Origin of the sequence: Sphingobium sp. V4, from assembly GCF_029590555.1 — a bacterium.
Taxonomy (GTDB): Bacteria; Pseudomonadota; Alphaproteobacteria; order Sphingomonadales; family Sphingomonadaceae; genus Sphingobium.
This window is the reverse complement of sequence record NZ_CP081001.1, coordinates 304,578-323,807: the sequence shown is the minus strand read 5'-3', so window position 1 is coordinate 323,807 and position 19,230 is coordinate 304,578. Positions and strand designations below refer to the sequence as shown.

At 66.7% G+C, this 19,230-nt stretch carries 20 protein-coding genes and 1 tRNA gene; 10 read left to right on the top strand and 11 right to left on the bottom strand.

Annotation, left to right across the window (positions count from 1 at the left end):
* Window positions 1-49: 49 nt before the first annotated feature.
* From K3M67_RS01670 to mscL, 5 genes are all read right to left on the bottom strand, one after another.
* Window positions 50-415 (bottom strand): response regulator, encoded by a 366-nt coding sequence (locus tag K3M67_RS01670; protein ID WP_066860402.1) that lies wholly within the window; start codon window positions 413-415, stop codon window positions 50-52.
* An 80-nt stretch (window positions 416-495) separates the two neighbouring features.
* The gene (locus K3M67_RS01665) at window positions 496-933 is read right to left on the bottom strand and encodes a chemotaxis protein CheW (RefSeq protein ID WP_066860405.1); all 438 of its coding nucleotides are present in this window, start codon (window positions 931-933) and stop codon (window positions 496-498) included.
* Window positions 934-937: 4 nt separating this feature from the next.
* Window positions 938-3,304, bottom strand: coding sequence for a chemotaxis protein CheA (locus tag K3M67_RS01660; protein WP_285832092.1), 2,367 nt, complete (start codon window positions 3,302-3,304; stop codon window positions 938-940).
* A 139-nt stretch (window positions 3,305-3,443) separates the two neighbouring features.
* A complete protein-coding gene (locus K3M67_RS01655; protein WP_066860412.1) occupies window positions 3,444-3,713 on the bottom strand; it encodes a hypothetical protein in 270 nt (89 codons plus the stop codon).
* Between the two features lie 145 nt (window positions 3,714-3,858).
* Window positions 3,859-4,293, bottom strand: a complete 435-nt coding sequence (gene mscL / locus K3M67_RS01650) for a large conductance mechanosensitive channel protein MscL (RefSeq protein ID WP_285832091.1) — start codon at window positions 4,291-4,293, stop codon at window positions 3,859-3,861.
* 202 nt (window positions 4,294-4,495) lie between these two features.
* Here mscL and K3M67_RS01645 point away from each other — a divergent pair, with 202 nt between their 5' ends.
* Genes K3M67_RS01645 through K3M67_RS01630 form a run of 4 tightly spaced genes read left to right on the top strand, consistent with a single transcriptional unit; the run spans window position 4,496 to window position 7,119 of the window.
* Window positions 4,496-5,098, top strand: a complete 603-nt coding sequence (locus tag K3M67_RS01645) for a LemA family protein (RefSeq protein WP_066860417.1) — start codon at window positions 4,496-4,498, stop codon at window positions 5,096-5,098.
* A 4-nt stretch (window positions 5,099-5,102) separates the two neighbouring features.
* Complete coding sequence (locus K3M67_RS01640) at window positions 5,103-5,903, top strand: TPM domain-containing protein (RefSeq protein ID WP_285832090.1); 801 nt, start codon at window positions 5,103-5,105, stop codon at window positions 5,901-5,903.
* The gene (locus K3M67_RS01635) at window positions 5,903-6,580 is read left to right on the top strand and encodes a TPM domain-containing protein (RefSeq protein ID WP_066860422.1); all 678 of its coding nucleotides are present in this window, start codon (window positions 5,903-5,905) and stop codon (window positions 6,578-6,580) included. Before K3M67_RS01640 ends, K3M67_RS01635 begins: the two co-directional genes overlap by 1 nt.
* On the top strand, window positions 6,577-7,119 hold the full coding sequence (locus tag K3M67_RS01630) for an NUDIX hydrolase (protein ID WP_066860424.1): 543 nt from the start codon (window positions 6,577-6,579) through the stop codon (window positions 7,117-7,119). Before K3M67_RS01635 ends, K3M67_RS01630 begins: the two co-directional genes overlap by 4 nt.
* A gap of 34 nt (window positions 7,120-7,153) precedes the next feature.
* Here K3M67_RS01630 and K3M67_RS01625 read toward each other — a convergent pair whose 3' ends face one another.
* The gene (locus K3M67_RS01625) at window positions 7,154-7,609 is read right to left on the bottom strand and encodes a DUF6456 domain-containing protein (RefSeq protein WP_285832089.1); all 456 of its coding nucleotides are present in this window, start codon (window positions 7,607-7,609) and stop codon (window positions 7,154-7,156) included.
* Between the two features lie 95 nt (window positions 7,610-7,704).
* Here K3M67_RS01625 and K3M67_RS01620 point away from each other — a divergent pair, with 95 nt between their 5' ends.
* Both K3M67_RS01620 and K3M67_RS01615 read left to right on the top strand, forming a co-directional pair.
* The gene (locus tag K3M67_RS01620) at window positions 7,705-8,268 is read left to right on the top strand and encodes a helix-turn-helix domain-containing protein (protein WP_066860426.1); all 564 of its coding nucleotides are present in this window, start codon (window positions 7,705-7,707) and stop codon (window positions 8,266-8,268) included.
* Between the two features lie 129 nt (window positions 8,269-8,397).
* Window positions 8,398-9,570 (top strand): glycosyltransferase, encoded by a 1,173-nt coding sequence (locus tag K3M67_RS01615; protein WP_285832088.1) that lies wholly within the window; start codon window positions 8,398-8,400, stop codon window positions 9,568-9,570.
* On the opposite strand, the gene K3M67_RS01610 is transcribed toward K3M67_RS01615, so the two are convergent.
* The gene (locus tag K3M67_RS01610; RefSeq protein WP_285832087.1) at window positions 9,546-11,186 is read right to left on the bottom strand and encodes a molybdopterin oxidoreductase family protein; all 1,641 of its coding nucleotides are present in this window, start codon (window positions 11,184-11,186) and stop codon (window positions 9,546-9,548) included. The genes K3M67_RS01615 and K3M67_RS01610 overlap by 25 nt on opposite strands.
* Window positions 11,187-11,295: 109 nt before the next feature.
* Between K3M67_RS01610 and modA the strand changes: the two genes are divergently transcribed.
* Window positions 11,296-12,066, top strand: a complete 771-nt coding sequence (gene modA / locus K3M67_RS01605; protein WP_285832086.1) for a molybdate ABC transporter substrate-binding protein — start codon at window positions 11,296-11,298, stop codon at window positions 12,064-12,066.
* A 3-nt stretch (window positions 12,067-12,069) separates the two neighbouring features.
* Here the strand turns inward: modA and K3M67_RS01600 are convergent, their stop codons facing one another.
* Window positions 12,070-12,816: an HAD-IIB family hydrolase gene (locus K3M67_RS01600; protein WP_285832085.1), complete on the bottom strand. Its 747-nt coding sequence runs from the start codon at window positions 12,814-12,816 to the stop codon at window positions 12,070-12,072.
* 212 nt (window positions 12,817-13,028) lie between these two features.
* On the opposite strand from K3M67_RS01600, the gene modB reads away from it, so the two are divergent.
* From modB to K3M67_RS01585, 3 genes are all read left to right on the top strand, one after another.
* The gene (modB, locus tag K3M67_RS01595) at window positions 13,029-13,733 is read left to right on the top strand and encodes a molybdate ABC transporter permease subunit (protein WP_066860439.1); all 705 of its coding nucleotides are present in this window, start codon (window positions 13,029-13,031) and stop codon (window positions 13,731-13,733) included.
* A gap of 34 nt (window positions 13,734-13,767) precedes the next feature.
* A complete protein-coding gene (locus K3M67_RS01590) occupies window positions 13,768-14,385 on the top strand; it encodes an ATP-binding cassette domain-containing protein (RefSeq protein WP_285832967.1) in 618 nt (205 codons plus the stop codon).
* Window positions 14,386-14,704: 319 nt separating this feature from the next.
* A tRNA-Gln gene (locus tag K3M67_RS01585) sits at window positions 14,705-14,778 on the top strand.
* Between the two features lie 82 nt (window positions 14,779-14,860).
* Here the strand turns inward: K3M67_RS01585 and K3M67_RS01580 are convergent.
* The 3 genes from K3M67_RS01580 to K3M67_RS01570 form a co-directional block, all read right to left on the bottom strand.
* Window positions 14,861-16,144 carry a capsule polysaccharide biogenesis protein gene (locus K3M67_RS01580; protein WP_285832084.1) on the bottom strand — a complete coding sequence of 428 codons (1,284 nt, stop codon included), beginning with the start codon at window positions 16,142-16,144 and terminating at the stop codon, window positions 14,861-14,863.
* On the bottom strand, window positions 16,137-17,762 hold the full coding sequence (locus K3M67_RS01575; protein ID WP_285832966.1) for a capsular polysaccharide export protein, LipB/KpsS family: 1,626 nt from the start codon (window positions 17,760-17,762) through the stop codon (window positions 16,137-16,139). The genes K3M67_RS01580 and K3M67_RS01575 overlap by 8 nt, the downstream gene beginning before the upstream one ends.
* Window positions 17,763-17,896: 134 nt before the next feature.
* Window positions 17,897-19,192 carry a glycosyltransferase family 4 protein gene (locus tag K3M67_RS01570; RefSeq protein WP_066860445.1) on the bottom strand — a complete coding sequence of 432 codons (1,296 nt, stop codon included), beginning with the start codon at window positions 19,190-19,192 and terminating at the stop codon, window positions 17,897-17,899.
* Between the last annotated feature and the right edge of the window lie 38 nt (window positions 19,193-19,230).

Below are 19,230 nucleotides of genomic sequence, written 5' to 3'. Positions count from 1 at the left end.
ATATGGAAGGAAAGACGGCACTCCTCGGGTCGGGACGCGGCTGTTGCCGTTAGATGACCCCCACGATCGCCAGCTTGCTTTCCAGCGTTTCGCGGTCGAACGGCTTCATCACATATTCGTCCGCCCCGGCCTCGACCGCCGCCTTGATGTGGCTGATGCCATTTTCCGTCGTGCAGAAGATGATCTTGGGTCGCGCCTGCATCCGTGCGCTCGACAGCGCCTGGAGGAATTCCATGCCGCTCATCACGGGCATGTTCCAGTCGAGCAGGACGACATCGGGCGGGGACGCTTCGCACTGGGTCAGCGCGTCCTGCCCGTCCACGGCCTCGCTAACCGTCAGGTCGAGCGATTCGAGAATATGGCGGGCTACCTTGCGGATAACCTTCGAATCGTCGACGACCAGGCAATTCTTCATGAAACGTCCCTTTGGATTATTCGCCCCGTGCGACGAGAGTTAACCGGCAAAACCAAGTATTTGGTAAACATCTGGAGAATTCATGCAGCCTGCGCTGCCGTTCCGCCCTCGATAAATCCGGCGAGCGACACGAGCAGCCAGGGATGCCCGTCATGCTCGACGATCGCGCGCGCATAGGGCGCCCAGGCGGCGTCCAGTTGCCCCCGCATCGGCACCTCGCCTTCCGGCACATGACAAATGTCGATCACGCTATCGACCATCAGGCCGTAGCTATGGCCGCTGATGTCGGCGATGACGGCCAGGCCGCGCCGCTCCGCCGGCGTTGCCCGGCCATGCACGATCGCGGCGACATCGATGATCGTGAGGACCCGACTGCGCAGCGCGGAAAGCCCGGCGACATGCGCGCCCATGCCCGGCACGGGCGATATGTCGGCCAGCTTGACGACGGCCTCGACCTCCTCGGTCTCGACCGCCACGCGGGTGCCCGCCAGCATGGCGAAAAGATAGAGTCTGTCCATGGCCTCACCCCTGTCCGCTGGCGATCGCCGCCATCAGCGCATCCTGATCGTAACGATAGATGCTGCCGTCCTGCGGACCGGCCGCGCGCGGCGACGTGCGCAACTGGACGACGCGGCATCCCATGATTTCCGCCGCCTGCACCGCATCGGAGCCGCTGCACAGCACCACGTCTCGCGGATCGACAGCCGCGTCGGCCGGCAGGCCCAGCATCACGTCATGCCCCGCCTGACGCAGCAGCGGCGCCAGTATCTCGCGCGTCCAGCCATCGTCGCTGTCGGCCAGCAGGCAGCGCCCGCGCGGCCGCTCGTCCAGCGTCTCTTCGGGCAGCGCGGCGAACAGGGCGAAGGGGTTGAGCACTTCCAGATGCTCGCCATCGATCACCGATATGCCGCTCAGCAGTCCGTGCATCGCTACCATGTCGGGCACCAGCGGCATGTCGACGATGTCCAAAACCGCCGCCACCGGATAGCAGGCCTCCCGCTGGTCGCCCCGCAGGCGCAAGGCCGAAACCTTGTCCCGGTCGAACCGGTCATGGCCATTGGCTACCGGCATCAGGCGCCCGTCGAGCCGCACGAAGGCGCGACCGCCGGATCGTCCGAACAGGCGCGCATCGATATCCTCGACGCGTTCGATCAGCGACAATTTGAGCAGACGTCGCTCGCCGGTCAGTTCCTCGAAGCGCAACGCCGCGACCATTTCGACCCCGGCCTTGGCATCGTCCTGCTCTTCCTGCCATTGCGCCGCCCGATCGTCGATGATGTTGGGCAGGCGCGCCGCATTCGCCAGGCCCGCCGCATCCAGCAGCAGCATCGGCTTGCCATTGTCGGGCAGGGTCATGCCGGCATAGACGCCGGTCGCCATGACCAGCGGCGAGGCGGGACGGATCACCAGTTCCTCATGATTGTCGACAGCCGCCACGCCCATGGCGAAGGGAACGCCAGTGGCGGATCGCACGACCATGATCGCGCGCGGTCCCGCCTGCGCCAGCTTCTCCATGCCCAGCACGTCCTCCAGCGCGATCATCGAATGGCGAACGCCGCGAATGGTGGCGATCTGCGCGCCGGCCACCTCGCTGATCTGGAGCATGTCGTTGTTGTCGTGCAGGATTTCCACGACCGCCGAGCGCGGTATGGCGAAATGCTGACCGCCTGCGCGAATGATGAGGCCGGGAATGATGGTCAGGGTCAGCGGCACGCGCAGCGTGATGCACAGCCCCTGGCCCGGCTGATTGTCGAGTGCGATGACGCCGCCGATCCGCTCCACATTGGCGCGCACCACGTCCATGCCCACGCCCCGGCCGGAAATGGCGGTTACCTGCCGGGCGGTGGACAGCCCCGGCTGGAAGATCAGCTCCAGCCGATCCTGCTCGCTCATCCGCGCCGCCGCTTCGGGCGTCAGCCGCCCGGCAGCGATCGCCTTTTCGACGAGACGCGCCGTGTCGATGCCCGCACCGTCGTCGGCAATCGCGATGACGATCTGGTTGCCCGACTGCCGGGCCTCGACCCGCAGCTTGCCGACCTCCGGCTTGCCCCTGGCGCGGCGCTTGTCCGGCGTCTCGATGCCATGGTCGATGCTGTTGCGCACGATATGGGTGAGCGGGTCGACGACCATCTCCACCATCTCGCGGTCCATTTCCACATCGCCGCCTTCCAGCGTCAGGTCGATGCGCTTGCCCAGTTCGCGACCCAGATCGCGCACCATGCGCGGGATCGCGGCGAACAGCCGGTCGACGCGCTGCATCCGGGTCTTGGAAATCACGTCGCGCATGTCCGCTACGCAGGCCGACAGCCGTTCGAATACCGTATCGAGTTCGGGGTCTGCGGACCGCTCGCGCAGCTTGCGCGACAACTCGTTGCGCGCCAGGACCATGTCCGAAACGCCGTTCATGAGCTGGTCGATCAGGCTCAGCGGCAGGCGGATGGTCCGTGGCCCCGCCTGCCGTGCGGCGACCTGCGCCACGGCGGCTTCGGCGACCGGCGCGGCGGACGGCACGGACCTCTCGACCGGCGCACTCAGCGCCGCGATCAGATAATCGTCATTCTCGTTGGGCAGCGCGGCGCCCATGGCGACCGCTTCCGCCAATTCGCCGATCCGGTCCATCAGGCCCAGGACCGCGCTCACCGTCGTGGCGTCCGCCTGCCGGTTGCCGGCGCGAATCTCCGACAGCACATCCTCGGCCGCATGGCTCAACCGCTCGAAACGGGGCAGGTTGAGGAAGCCGCAACTGCCCTTCACGGTGTGGAAGAAGCGGAAAATGGCATCCAGCCGTTCGCGATCCGACGGATCGGCCTCCCACGCAATCACCTCCCCGGCGAGCGCCTCCAGTGTCTCCTGGGTTTCGGATATGAATTCCTGAAGTAGTTCGTCCATTGCCTCTTGGCCCCACGGAAGCGCGCAGCCGCACCATGGCGGGGCGTGGTTAAAGGGCCGTTAAAGGCGCGACGACATGCAAGGGGCGCCGCGATCCCATCGCGACGCCCCTTGCAGGTCAGACGAACCAGTGGTTCGCTTATTCCTTGTTCTCGACGGCTTCCTCTGCCTTCTCGCCCGCCTCGCGGGTGGCGTCGGCCTTGTTCTCCAGCGCATCGGCCGCGTTCTCGGCCGCATTTTCCGCGCTGCCGGTCAGATTGTCGGCCATCGCTTCCATGTTGTCGGCCTGGTTGTCGAGTGCGTCCGCCTGGTTTTCGTAAGCATTCTCGACCTTGTTTTCCTGGGCGGAATCGCACGCGGCGAGCGCCACAAGGCTGGCAAGGCCAAGGACTTTGACGAAGGTTTTCACGGCGTTTTCTCCTGTTGCGCCCCCTGGGGCTGACGTCATTCGGCATAGGGTCCGATTGGCGCAACGCCATGCCGAACCCTGACGCCGATCAACTGGCCGCGCCGGGGATGGTTCCCGTCGCAGGCTCGTTTCGTCGCATAAACGATTATTTTCTGAGCGAATCGCGGATTTCCCGCAGCAGCATGATGTCTTCCGGCGTCGGCGCGGGGGCAGCTTCCGGTTCGGGCTTGGCGGTCAGCTTGTTCACCGCCTTGACCAGCAGGAAGATGATGAAGGCCAGGATCAGGAAATTGACCAGCACCGTCAGGAACTCGCCCCAGCCGAACATGGCGACCCCGGCCGCCTTCAGGTCGGCATAGCTTTCGGGATTGCCCTTGAAGCCAGCGGGCAGGTCGCCGAGGCGGATGAAATAGCCGGAAAAGTCCGCCCCGCCGAAGACATAGCCAACCACCGGCATGATCAGGTCGTCGGTCAGCGACTTGGTGATCGTGGCGAAGGCGCCGCCGATGATCACGCCCACGGCCAGGTCCATCACGTTGCCGCGGTTGATGAACGTCTTGAATTCCGAAATCAGCCCCATGTGCAATCCCCTTGTGCCAGGGCGTTTCCGAGGCACGGGAAAATATCCGCCGGCTCGGAAAACGCCTCAAATCAAATGACTGAAGCCTCCGGACCGATACCATCGGAACGGATGATCCCGCTATGATATAATCAGGATGGCCCGTTGCGCCACGCGCGGCAACGTCCTATTTCCCCAAGCGAAACAAAGCCGAGGATGTTCCATGACGCTCCTGCGCCGCTTCTCCACTTTCCTGCTGCCGATCTTCGGCGCCCTCGCCCTGTCGGCCTGCGGCATCAACAGCGTGCCGACCGCCGAAGAGGAAGCCAAGGCCAAATGGGCCGATGTCCAGGCCCAATATCAGCGCCGCGCCAACCTGACCGGCAATCTCGTCGCCACGGTCAAGGCGGCGGGCAAGCAGGAACAGGCGACCCTGACCGCCGTCACCGAAGCCCGCGCCAGGGCGACCTCGATCCAGGTCAATGCCGAGGATCTGTCCGATCCCGCCAAGGTCGCGCAGTTCCAGGCCGCCCAGGCGCAACTCAGTCAGGGACTGGGTCGTCTGCTGGCATCGGTCGAGGCCTATCCCGACCTCAAGACGAACGAGAATTTCCTGCAACTCCAGTCGCAGTTGGAAGGCACGGAAAACCGCATCGCCGTCGCGATCCGCGACTATAATGCGGCAGTGCAGGCCTATAATACCCGCATCCGCACCTTCCCCGACGCGATCGGCGCCAAGCTGATCCATGGCGCCAAGCCCATGACTCCGTTCCAGGCGACCACGCCCGGCGCGGAAGAAGCGCCGAAGGTCGACTTCGGCAACTGATCCGATGCTTCGCCGCCTGCTCCTGATCCTCACGTTGCTGGCGCTCGCGCCGGCGGCGTGGGCGCAGAGCTTCCCCAAATTCGACGACAAGGGCGTTGTCGATGCGGCGAACCTGCTCGACCCGGCGCAGGAACAGGCGCTCAGCGCCAAGCTGATCGCAGAAAAGAAGGCGAGCGGCCGGGCGCTGGTGGTGGCGACCATCCCCGACCTCCAGGGCTATGATATTGCCGATTATGGCTATCGCCTTGGCCGGGCCTGGGCGATCGGCGACAAGGAAAATCAGGGCGCGTTGCTGATCGTCGCGCCTGCCGAGCGCAAGGTGCAGATCGAGGTCGGCTACGGCCTCGAAGGCATCCTGACCGACGCCCTCTCCTCCAGCATCGTCCGCAACGCCATCACCCCGCGCTTCAAGGCGGGCGACATGGCAGGCGGCATCAACGCCGGCGTGGACGAGATCACGACATTGCTCGCCCTGCCGCCCGACCAGGCCAGACAGCGCGCGGCGCAGGCTGAAGAACAGGCGCTGAGCGGGAATGGCGACGGCGCCATCCTCGGCTTCTGGATCATCCTGTTCATCGTCTTCTTCATCGCCCTGCCGCTCCTGTCGCGGGTGCGCGGCGGCAAGCGCTATCGGGGCAGCGGCGGCGCGCCGATCATCATCTGGGGGCCGGGTACCGGTGGTTCCGGCTGGGGATCTGGCGGCGGCGGCGGCTGGGGCGGATCGAGCTGGGGCGGCGGTGATAGCGGCGGTGGCTTTTCGGGCGGCGGCAGCTTCGGCGGCGGCGGGGCATCGGGGGATTGGTGATGCAGCTTCATCTGACGCAGGCCGACCATCATCTGGTGTCCGCCGCCGTGGCGGAGGCCGAAGAACAGACCTCTGGCGAGATCGTCACCATCGTCGCGCGACGGTCCGACAGCTATCATGATGTCGGCCTCAGCTGGGCGGCGGCGGCGGTGTTCATCGCCCTGGCGCTGATGGCCGCCTATCCGGCGCATCTGCGCGCCTTCCTCTCGACCTTGCTGCTCGACTGGGAGCATGAGCTGGCCGACTGGAAGCTGCTGACCGGCCTGCTCGGCCTGCTCATCCTCAAATTCCTGGTCGTGCGCTATCTGCTGGCGATCATGCCGCTGCGGATGCTGATGACCCCGCGCGCGACCAAGGCGCGCCGGGTGCGACGCCGCGCTATCCTCCTCTTCCGTACCGCGGCCGAAGCGCGCACCCATGGACGCACCGGAGTCCTCATCTATCTCTCGCTCGACGAACATCGCGCCGAGATCGTGGCCGACCGGGCGATCAACGAAAAGGTCGCACCGGAAGCCTGGGGCGAGGCGATGGCCGCACTGATCGACGCGATCCGCGCTGGCCGCGCCGGCGAAGGCTTGGCCGGGGCCGTGCGCCAAGTGGGCGCCGTCCTCGCCACCCACTTCCCGCGCGCGCATGACGACATCAATGAACTACCCGACAGGCTGATCGAATTATGACCGACCCCGACCGGACCGTGCCGGAAGAAGTGATGTGGGCCGGCCGCTTCATCACCGCCAAGAAACGCGGAAAATGGGAATATGTCGGCCGCGCGCGCGGCATCCACGCCGCCGTCATCCTGGCCATCGACGAAGCGGCCGACGGCCGGCACGTCCTGCTCGTCGATCAATATCGCGTCCCGCTTGGCCGCCGCTGCATCGAACTGCCCGCCGGGCTCGTCGGCGATCATGACGCGGGCGAGGACGCCAGCCTGGCCGCCGCGCGCGAACTGGAGGAAGAAACCGGCTACCGCCCCGCCCGGCTCGAATCGCTCGGCCAATTCTACAGCTCCCCCGGCATGGTGTCGGAAAGCTTTACCCTGTTCCGCGCCCATGGGCTGGAAAGGACGGGCGAAGGCGGCGGCGTCGATGGCGAGGACATCCATGTCCACCGCGTCCCGCTCGCCAGCCTGCCCGATCAGGTCAACGCCTGGCGGCAGGAAGGCTATGCGATTGACGTGAAGCTGCTGCTCCTGCTGGGCGCGGGGATGCTCGGCTGACCTCCGTTGGCGCCGGGTTTGTCGAAGCCCGTCTTTACGGCACCCGATACCAGGATGCGACCCGGTCCAGCGCCAGGGTCAGCACCAGCTTGCCCGCCCGGCTCGGCCAGCCCAGCGCCTTTTCCGCCGCAACCAGCCCTTCGCCGGCACAGGCGACCCGCCACAATATGTCCGCCAGCCCCGGCCCGGCGGCCCCGATCGCCCCGTCGAACCGCTCGCGGGCGGACAGTTGCGCCAAGGTCGGATCACTCCGGCGGCCCGGTCCGCGCCGTCCGCCCTCGCGCGGGGCCGCATCCCAGCGCATCGTCACGCGCGCGCCCAGCCCGGCCCTTTCCCAGTCGGCACGCAGCATGTCGCCCGCGACAAAATGGCGCTCGCTCAGATGGCCGCGCGCGTGCAGCCAGGACAGAGGCGACTCGCCAAGATGGACCATTACCGTCCGCCGTTGGCCGTCCGGCCCTTCGACCTGCTGCTCGACATGGTTCGTCATCCGCGCCTCCATCCTAAGAATCATGAGGATAAGGCTTGCCATATCGGATAATCTGTAGGAAACGGAAAACCAAATAGGTTATCGTGAGGTCCGCAATGATTACCCGCATCCGCGAGGTCCGCAAGGCGAAGGGACTGACCCTGGAACAGGTCGGCGCCCTGTGCGATCCGCCTACCACTGCACAGACGATCGGGCGACTGGAAACCGGAACCCGCACCGTGTCTGTCAAATGGCTGAACCGCATCGCGCAGGCGCTTGGCGTGACCAGCGCCGAACTGGTGGCGCTGCCGGGACAGAGCGAAGTGGCGGTCGCCGCCCTGCTCGGCCCCGACGGCGCACGCGCGCCGACCCGTCCACTGTCCTTCCCGCCCCCGATCGGGTCGGACGGCATGGTGGGCGTGCATGTGGGCGCCAGCATCGGCGACTATCGCGCGGGAGACGCCATCTGGTGCCGCCGCATCGCGCCAGACGATTATGCCAGCGCGCTCAATCGCGACATATTGCTGCCCCGGCCCGCCGGACGCTTCCTGTTCGGGCGGCTGATCGGGCGGGAAGGCGACCGCCTGCAACTTCTGCCGCTCGGTTCGGGCACCAGGCAGCTGGTGTTGACCGACCCGCCCTGGGCCGCCGTCGCCGAACAGCTGGTGCGACGCCTGTAGCAGGGCGGTTGCACCCTGTGATGCCACTCCTCCACCCAAAGGGGATGCACATGCCACATTCGCTCCCCTAGCCAATTTGTCGCTCTGCGCTTAACCATAAGTCAAAGCTGTGCATCCAAAAGAGGGACCATGACATTCAACGTCCTCATGCTGTCGACCCTCTTTCCCGACATCAGCCGGCCCAATTTCGGCGTGTTCGTGGAAAGGCAGGCGCGCGAACTGGCCAGCCGCCCGGAAGCCGACGTGACCGTGGTCGCGCCGGTCGGACTGCCGCCCTGGCCGCTGTCGCTCGCCAGCCGCTACGCCGCGCTCCGCGCCCTGCCGCGCAAGGAGCGATGGCGCGAGTTGACCGTTTATCGCCCGACTTTTTCCATCATCCCCAAATTCGGCGGGCGCACCAATGTCGGCGCCATGACCCGTGCGATCCTGCCGCTGGTGAGGCGGCTGCACGCCGAAAAGTCCTTCGACGTGATCGACGCCAGCTTCTTCTTCCCCGATGGCCCGGTGGCGCAAAGATTGTCGAAGGCGCTGGGCGTCCCCTATTCGGTGAAGGCCCGCGGCGCCGACATCCACTATTGGGGGACGCAGGGCGGCACGCGCCACATGGTGCGCAAGGCAGCCGACGGCGCCGCCGGGCTCCTCGCCGTGTCCGACGCGATGCGGCGATCGATGATGCGGATGGGAATCGACGGAGACAAGATCCGCGTCCACTATACTGGCGTTGATCTCGACACATTCGAAATCACCGACCGCGCCGCGGCCAAGGCGGCGCTCGACTTCAACGGCCCCGTGGTGCTCAGCGTCGGCGCGCTCATTCCACGCAAGGGCCAGGATCTGCTGGTGCGCGCGCTGCCGCATCTGCCCGACGTCACGCTGCTGCTGGCGGGTCAGGGGCAATATCGGCGCACGCTGGAAAATCTCGCACAGGAACTGGGCGTGGAACGGCGGATCGGCTTTCTCGGCTCGGTCCCGCATCACAAGCTGCCCCGCATCTTCGCCGCCGCCGATGTCATGGCGCTGCCGTCCGAATCGGAAGGTCTCGCCAATGCCTGGGTCGAATCGCTGGCGTGCGGCACCCCCATCGTCATCAGCGACGTGGGGGGCGCGCGCGAACTGCTCGACCGGCCGGAGGCGGGGCAGATCGTGGCGCGCGATCCCGAAGCCATCGCCGCCGCCATCCGCGCGATCCTGGATGATCCGCCCGCGCAGGCAGCGGTGCGCGAAACCGCGCTGCGCTTCACCTGGCAGGCCAATGGCGACGCGTTGCTCGCGCATCTTCAGGGGATAGCGGCGTCCGTCTGATCGCCCGGCGCCAGCAATCGCGGCCGCCCGTCCGGCGTCGCGAACCGCCCCTCGTCGAACGGCACCTCCCCCCAGCGCCATGGCGTCAGTTCGGCGTAGGCCGGGTTGGAGATCGGCGCATGGCGCTTAAGGTTGAGCAGCCGCGCGCCGTCATTGCGATAGGCGGTCAGCCGCACATGCTCGCGATAGATATCGGCCGCCCATTCATAATGGAAAGCGTCGCCCCATCCCATCGCCTGGGCCACCTTGGTCAGCATCCACCAGTCCGGCCGAGCCTCTCCTGGCAGATCGAGCAGGCGACGCTGGCGGCTGATCAGCCGGTCCATGCCGGTCAGCGTCCCGTCCTTCTCGATCCAGGCCGCCGAGGGCAGTTGGAAAGTCCAGCCGCCCGCATCCGGCTCACCCCGGTCCGTCGCGCGGATCGACAGCGGCACCAGCGCGCGGGCTTCCCTCAGCCAGTCTGAAGCCGCCTCATCCGGCCCGATGCTCCACAGCGCTTTCACCTCCCCGTCGCGCATGGCGCGCAGCAGCGCCTCGCCCTCCAGCCCCGCCCCGCGCACCAGGTCGCGCGCGCCCCAGAAGCGGGCGGCCCGGTCCAGTGCCCCGGCATCGAAACCCATATGCGCGGCAAGGCCATCGGCCATGCACCCCACCTCGCGCGCGCCCATGCCGTTGGCCCCGCCGCCGATCAGGAAGGGCGCGGTGCCCGGACGGCCGATGCGCGCCGCGGCGAGATGCAGGTTCAGGATCGCCGCCGCCGTCGCCCGGTCCGTCCCGGCCGCCAGCGTCACCGCACGACCCTCCGCCACCCACGTCTCATAAAAGCCGCGGATCGTCGCCGGCGGCACGGCGCAGGCACGGGCAACCGACCAGATGTCATGACCTCGGCGCAGATCATCCCAATAGCCGTCCGGCACGACAAGGCCAGCAGCTTTGGCTACCCCGGCATCGCGGCAATGGAGCAGCAAGCCGCCGATCAGCCGCGCCATGCTCCCCGCAGCGATAGAGAGATGGAGGTCCGCCTCCGGCCCAAGTTGCTCGCCTGCCGTCGCCACATGGATCAGCCGCGCGCCATCCGCCCGCGCAGCCTGCACCCGGTCGATCAGCACCGGATGGTCGCGGCTGATCTGCCCACCCAGCAGCAGGATGGTGCCCGCCCGGCCGACATCCTCCAATGTACCCGGCATGACATCCTCGCCATAGGCAGCGCGCTGCAACCGCCCGACATCGCCCAGCCAGGGCGCATGGATATGGGCCGACCCGAAAAAGCCCTTCATCAGCTTGTTGGCGACATAATAATCCTCGGTCAGCAGGCCGCCGCCCACATGGAGCGCGATGCTGCCGGGGCCATGGCGCGCCCGGATGGCGGACAACCGCCGCGCAAGCTGCGCGATCACGCGCTCCCATCCTTGCCGTCGCCCCTGCACCAGAGGATGAAGCAACCGGCCGTCAAGCCCTTCGCCTAGCTCGAGCGCACGCCCCCGCGCGCAAAGCAGCCCGCCATTCGCAGGGTGGGTGGGGTCGCCCTCGATCCGCAGATCGCGGTCCTCACCGGTCAGCACGCGGATGCCGCACCCTAAGGCGCACTGGCCGCACTGGCTTCTCACGATCGCCATCTCAATGCGATGTCCCGATACGATCGCTCATGTTCCGCCCCTAGCGCATTGAAGCGGAGGACAAAAGCGGCACTTGCCTCGGCATCCTCCCCGGCGCACACAGGCGGGCATGATGACGCTCCTGTTCCGCGCCCTCGCGCTGATCGCTCTGCTCAGCGCCTCCCTGGCCCATGCCGCACCCGGCGATCGCGGCCCGCTGCTGCTGGCCGCCGCCAGTATGCAGGAAGCCATGAACGCTGCGGCGGACGCATGGGCGGCGCGCGGCCATCCACGCCCGGTCCTGTCCTTTGCCGGTTCCTCCGCCCTCGCGCGACAGATCAGGGCCGGCGCCCCCGCCGACCTGTTCCTGTCCGCCGACGAGGAATGGATGGACGATGTGGAAGGCGCGGGACTGGTGGCACGCGGCACGCGGGCCAATATGGCGGGCAATCGGCTCGTGCTGGTGCGGCCTGCGGCAAAGCCGGTCCATTTGCGCATCGCGCGCGGAATGCCGATCGCGCGTGCGCTGGGCGACGGACGCCTCGCCATGGCCGATCCCGATAGCGTGCCGGCCGGGAAATATGGCAAGGCGGCGCTCACCGCGTTGGGCGTGTGGGCATCTGTCGAACACAAGGTCGCGCGCGCCGACAATGTCCGCGCCGCGCTCGCCCTGGTCGAACGCGGTGCCACCCCGCTCGGCATCGTCTATGGAACTGATGCGCGCGCCAGCAGGAACGTCGCCCTGGTCGGCACCTTCCCCCCCGGCAGCCACGCGCCGATCCGCTATCCTGTCGCCCGGCTGACCTCCAGCCGGCACAAGGACGCCGAAGCCTTCCGCCGCTTCCTGCTGTCCTCGATCGGCCGGTCGATCCTGGCGCGCTACGGCTTCAGCGCGCCCTGATCCTCATTTCTGGCAGGCGACGATCGCGGCGATGACCGCCAGCGTTTCCTCCGGATCGCGCACCCGCACCGTATCCAGCCCCAGTTCCTTGGCCGGATAGTCGTTGCCGCCGGGGAAGATGGCGTCGCCGATGAACATCATCGCGTCGAGCGCGATCCCGCTCGCGTCGCGCAGCTTCTTGAGACCATAGGCCTTGTCAACGCCCTCGCGCGTGACGTCGATCGAGGTCGCGCCTCCCATGTTGATCGAGAGGCCCGGCAAACGCTGGCGCAGGTCCGCCTGGATCACCTTGCGCTTGGCGAAATCGGGGTCCCACCCTTCCTTGGCATGGATCGGCGCCTGCTGGCCGAGCGCGGAGAAGGTGATCTGACTGCCACGATCCTCGATCCGCTCGCCCCAGGTCTGTTCGGGCACGAAGCCGGTCGCCTCCAGCGACGCGTCGAACGCCTCCAGGATCGCGCCCTTCTGCCCCGCATCGAACAATTCGGCATAGACCGGATGCCAGCCGCCATCACGCCAGGTGAACAGCTTGGTGCCGGTCGTCGGCATCAGCCACAGCCGCGTCACGTCCGCCCGCGCTGGCAGCCGGCTCGCCACCTGCTTGTCGAACTGCGGCCAGTCGCCGCCGGAAATCACCGCGACATGCGCGACCTCCAGCAGGTCGGCCATCGCTTCCCCCATCGCTTCGCCCAAAGGCTGCTTGCTTTCGGCCAGCGTTCCGTCGAGATCGAACGCGATCAATTCTTTCATGCACCTGTCCTGTCGGATGAAGTGAAAAATAGAGCGGTTGCGACCCTCGGATGACCGGGCGCTACGCCAACGTGACGCCCTTTTCCAGCCAAAGCCAATCGCGTCGCAATAGGAAAAAATGCGACAAATTAAAAACATGGTGGGCAAGACATTCATATTCGGCACAGCCTGGCTTTCTTGACGGAACGGCGCATATCCCCCACGCAGCGGGCATGGATTTTTCCCTGACGCCCGACGATTGGACCGTCATCAGCCTGTCGCTGAAGGTCAGCCTGGTCGCGGTGACGGCCATGCTGCCGGTCGCCTTCGGCCTGGCGTGGATACTGGCGCGCCGGCGCTTCCCCGGCAAGCTGCTGCTTGACGCGCTGGTCCACCTGCCCCTCGTCGTGCCGCCGGTCGTGACCGGATGGCTGCTGCTGATTCTCTTCGGCATCAACGGCCCCATCGGCCGCTGGCTCGACCAGTGGTTCGGCGTCACCCTGCTGTTCCGCTGGACCGGCGCGGCGCTCGCCGCCGCGATCATGGCCATGCCGCTGATGGTGCGGGCGATGCGCCTTTCGATCGAAGCCGTCGATCGGCGGCTGGAACAGGCGGCGCAGACGCTGGGCGCATCCCGCATTCGCACCTTCCTGTCTATTTCGCTGCCGCTGTCCCTGCCCGGCGTGCTGGCGGGCGCGATGCTGGGGTTCGCCCGCTCGATCGGGGAATTCGGCGCGACCATCACCTTCGTCTCCGACATTCCCGGCGAAACCCGCACATTGCCGATCGCCATCTATGCCGCGCTCCAGATGCCAGGCGCCGAAGCGACGGTCAGCCGCTTCGCCATCATTTCGGTGTTGCTGTCACTCGGCGCGCTGCTCCTGTCCGAACTGCTCGCGCGCCGCATGACCCATGGACGTGCGCCCCATGTCCTTTGACGCTATGCCCTTTGACGCCATGCCCTTCGACCCCATGCGCTTCGACATCGGCGTCCGCCGCCGCCTGGGTGATCGCACCATCGCCTTCACCTGCCGCTCGGACGCCCGGCTGATCGCTCTCACTGGCCCCTCGGGCGTCGGCAAGACCAGCGTCCTCAACATGATCGCCGGCCTGCTGCCGCCCGATGAAGGCCATATCGCCATCGGCGGCGAGCGCCTGTTCGACCGCGCAGCCGGCATAGACCTGCCGGTCGCGCAGCGTCATGCCGGCTATCTGTTCCAGGATCTGCGCCTTTTCCCCCATATGCGGGTGGAGGCCAATCTGCGCTACGGCCGACGCCCCGGCGGCGCGCTGTCGCAGGCGGAAATCCTCGCCTTCCTCGGCATCGGCCATCTGCTTCACCGTATGCCCGCCAGCCTCTCGGGCGGCGAAGCGCAGAGGGTCGCGATCGGCCGCGCCCTGCTCTCGGCCCCGCGCTTCCTGCTCATGGACGAACCGCTCACCGGCCTGGACCAGGCGCGACGGGCGGAAATCGTGCCGCTGATCGAGCGGCTGCGCGACGAGATCGGCCTGCCTATCCTCTATGTCACCCACGAAATGCGCGAAGCCGAAAGACTGGCGGACATCATCGTCGAGATGCCCGGCGACTGAGCCGCCACGCCAGGCGAAGGTTCGCAGCGCGCTACATCATGTTGTTTCGCGCGATTTCAAGCGGGGCATTCCGACACACAGGCCTCGTTCCGCTACCATTAGGTGCGGCAACGTTCGCTCGTCGGCCCGGCGGCGCTGGTCGCCCTGCCCGCTTCGATGCCGTGCCGGCCGCGGGCCGCCGCATGTGGAAGGCCGAACGCTTTTCTTCCCATGACCTCCGGCTTGCGAAAGTCGATAGAAGAGGTGCACAAAAAGGCTTGACCGACTTTCAAACCCCACCTATCTGCGGCTTCCCAAGCGGGGCTGGCCCCGCCGACGATGCCCGATCGTCTAAAGGTAAGACTACGGACTCTGACTCCGTCAATCGAGGTTCGAATCCTCGTCGGGCATCCAATACTCGCCTTCTGCGAGCAACTCCCAGCTAAATCGCGAACAGATTGACGTTGTCGTCTTCTACCGGGCCTGACGTCGCTGGTCAGGCCGCATCACCACGCACCATACCCATCGGCGGCCGCCTGCTTGCGGCCTGCCGCGGCAGAGGCAACACTTCGGAAGGCTCTTTTTCCAGCCGCTCGACCGCATTGGCGACAAGCATCTGCAACCCTTCCGCGCTCAGCAATCCGCCCCGAATCAGGCAACGATCCACCAACACGCGCCGGAAGGCGGAATAGAGCGCCATGTCGGGCGGGGATGGCGTAGCCCAGAAATCGTCCAACCCGGTGCGATGGACGACGCCCGGTACTTTATAGACGGCGTGGCCCAACACGACGACCGGTTTGCCGCTGTTGAGCGCCAGCGTACCGACGGTACTGTTGACGGTCACCACGCCAAGCGACTTGCGCACGACTTCAGCGACGTCCCAGTCGGGCAGGTAGAAAACGCGATCGGCGACGCCATAATGCGCCGCCAGCTTGCGAGTCAGCCGACTCCACGCAACCAGCCCCGGATCGAGCGGATGGCGCTTGACCAGCAATGACACACCCTCGGGCGCGTGGCGGGCGAAGCTCTTGATGACGAAGCGCAGCGCGGCGCGCATGTTGCCGAAGGGGGAATGGACCCTGATCTGGTAATCGGAATTGAGTTGCAACGGCAATGTGAAATAGGGCCGATCCTTGACCGCTTCCCACATTTTCAACGATTGTCGCGTCTCACTCTTGCGCACGAGCAACTTGCCGCACCAGGCGATCGATTCCAGCAGGAAACTGTGCGGCCGATGCGTGCGGTAGAAGGGAAAGAGCGGCCGCATCAGCGCCGCGGCCAACCCGTTGCGCATGGTGTTGCGCGCCCGCGCCCGGAAGGTCGAGGGGACGGGCGGCAACACGCCCTCATATTCGGGCAGCCCCTTCGCCTGGTCGAGATACCATTGCGGATCGAGCGGCAGGGTCGAATTGCCGTTCACGCCGTCATCCTGCAACGTCAGGAAATCGGGACGGATATAGCCTTCCTCCATGCAATGGACCCGCAGCCCCCGCAGCCGTGCCATCGCATGTGCCGACGTGTGATAGGGGCGGCAGTCGCCATAGAGAATCAGGTCGGTGACGCCATGATTGACGATAAAATCGTCGAAGAAAAGCGGCCAGTTCCGGAAGGTGCCGCGATAGTCGGTCGCCTCGCCCGGCCAGTCGACCTTGTCGCCGCCATTGATGTTGATTCGCAGGGCGCGATGCCCTCGCGCCTTGAGCGCGTCGGCCAGCATCGCGAAATAGGGTCCGTGCGGCCCCTGAAGAAACAGGAAAGTCTTCACCGGCACGTCAGCCATGAAGATACTCCGCGGACAATGTCATAAATCTTCTTATCTTTCCCTGTAATGCCCGCAATCTCATCAATGACGTTGCCGGTGGTTTCGACCCGTCCGTCATACGCTCCACCATCACTTCGGGTCCACATGGCAATCGCGTCTGCAAATCCAGATAGCGAGGATAGAGAATGAGGGCAGCAGCGACAAGCTGATCCAGGGTCAGCCGCCGCCCCCGCCGGGCGCTTGGCTGGGCCAGGTCGCGGGTCAATCCCCAGCCGGCATAGAAGGGCATACCATGCACTGTCACGGGACGGCCGCGCATCAGCGCCTCGAACCCGGTCAGCGACGACAGGACATGCACTTCGTCCACCGCCTGCACCAGTTCCATCAGCGGCGCGCCGCTGTCGATCGCATCGGCATGGGCCAACACCGCGGCTTCGGACAGATGCCCCTTGCGATGCCCCGCCTGCACGTCGGGATGAGGACGGTAGACGATCCAGGCGTCCGGCTCGGCGCGTCGGACCCGTGCGAGAAAATCCAGATTCCCGTCGACGCCAGCCCCGCCCAGCCGAACCGACAGGTCGTCATCGACCTGTCCGATCGCCAGTACGGTGCGCCGCCCCGCCGGCAATGCCAGCATCCGTCCTGCCTCCGGCCCATATTTGGTCACGCCCGCCAAGCAGATGCGCGCGCGCAGCCTCGCCGCGCGCTCGATCAGGGGCGCTGGGAACGCATGGGTTGCGAGCAGGGTCTCCAGATCGTTCGCCGCGCGCGCGTTATAATAAATGCCGGTGCGGTCGACGACCACCGAACCGGGTGGATGGAGCGCCGCGCCCAGGCCGCGGGACCGGATGAAACCATCCTCCACCCGCGCCAGCGGCACCTGCTGCGCCGCAGCCTCCTGGACCGTGTCCGGCGGCACGCGCGACGGCCAGATCGCCAGCGCGCCCCGCGCAAGCCGCGCGCAACGCAACCCGCGCGATACCGACTGGAAGGGCGGCGAATGCGCCCCGTCCCACAGAAATTCCCGGATCGCCTCCCGCTTCCAGAAGGCCATGCCGCTCGCCGCGACGATGCCACGATTGCCGTCCAGATGACGGCGCCAGTCGGCCAGAAGCCTGATCGCCGTCGCCGCGTCCGTCTGCCGGCCGGTGAAGGGGTCGCGATAGCGCGCGCCCGCGATCCGCCGCCCCGTTTCCGCGCGCAACCGCGCCGGATCGATCCGTCGTCCCTCCGGGCCGATCACCGGCACATCGAGCAGCCCGGCCACCAGCGCCCATTCATCCTGCTCGCTCGCATGGAGCGTCTGCGCGCCCGCGATCATCCACCAAGGGTCGCAGTCCGCCGGCAGCATCCGGCCCGGCATGGGCGCCTGGCCCTTCCCCGGCAGCAAGCCGATCTGGTCCTCCATCAGCCCGGCCAGCGCACCGGGGTCGATCGGCGTTCCGATCCGCACCAGCACCCGTGCCGGGGCCGGTTGCCGTCCCCAGAAACTGCCGCCCACGCGCGCCGCGACCAAGGCGTCGAGCACATCGTCCCAGATGCCATGTCCGTCCTCGACGCCATCAAGGGGCGCGCTGATCGCCGCCGCGGACGGCGCGACATGCGGGAAGGGCGGGGATCGGAGAAAAGGAGCCATCAGCGTCAATCGGCGGGTGCCGCCGCCGCACGCGCCCGAACCACCGCGACCCCGCGCCATCTATTCCGTGAGCGCACCGCGCACCGCATCTTCAAGCCCCTTTTGCCCATCCTTGGGCAGCAAGGTGGCGAAGGTCAAGAAACAGAAGCCGTTACTTCTTCGATCAGGTCGATGATGATGTCAAAATAGTCACGCCAGGTGGGCGCCCGCCAGTCGACGATGCGCGCCAGTTGCGCCGCGCGCTCCGGGGAATCCGCCCGCGCATAGGCGCAGACGGCGCGCATCCATCCCAGCCCGTCCAGCGGATCGAGATAGTCGGGCGCGGCCCCGCCCACCTCGCGATGGGCGACGATGTCGCTGCAGATCACCGGCACGCCCGCCGCCAGCGCCTCGACCACCGGCATCCCGAATCCTTCGGCGAAGGAGGGCATCAGCATCGCCCGCGCATGGGCGACCAGCGCCTGCATCCGGCTGTCCGACACTTCCCCCGCCTCGATCACATGGCCGCGCAGCGCCTCGGCCCGTTCGAGAATATCGATGACATTCTCATTCTCCCAGCCGCGCCGGCCGATCAGCACCAGCATCGGCGCCCTGTCGCCCTGCTCCTCCACCAGCCGCCGCCAGATGTTGAGCAGCAGCAGATGGTTTTTCCGCGGCTCAATGGTCGAGATATAGACGAAATAGGGACGCGTCGGCAGGTCCGTGTCCAGCGTGCCGAAAATGTCGGGCGGGTCCGCGCCGAAATGAGCGACGCGCACCACGCGCCCCTCCAGCCCCCGCTGCATGTGCGGCGCGAGCGCGTCGATCGTCGCCTGGCTGTTGCCGATGATGCCGGTGGCATGGCTGTCGATCGTGCGCACCCGCCGGCGATGTTCGTCGGCGCCCTGCGGCCGGGCATATTCGGGATGGCTGAGCGGGATGACGTCATGCACCAGCGTCACCAGTTTCGCGCCCTCAGCGCGCAGGATCGCACCAACCTGGTCATGATTGTCCAGATGATGGGGCGACACCTGGAGGTAGAGGCGCGGACCGCTGGCGCGCGGGACGGGCCGGGGCCGGGTGGCGAACATGTGGCGAATGACGGCCGCCTTGCCCTCCCCGGCGTCGGCCGAACCGTCGTTGCGCCATTTCGCCGCCGTGAAGGCCAGGAACTGCCGGACGGCCGCGCTGCTCAACCGGCCATAATAGCCGCCCGCCGGATGGACCGCGGCAAAGGCCAGCCGGTTCGGAATCCGCTCCAGCAATTCGCGCGCATAGACATATTCGACCCGGTCGATCCCGGTGGGCGAAGGATGGAAGGCGCGCGAGAGCAGCCGCGACAGGTCCAGAACGACCTCGCTCTCGCCGCGCCGCCCCTGGAAGCGCTCGCTGGCCCGCTTCGTCCGCAGGGCCAGCCGCGCGCCGGGCGCATTAAAGGGACGCAAAGCCATGTCAGCGCCTGTTCCACAGGCCGGCATTAAAGAAAAGA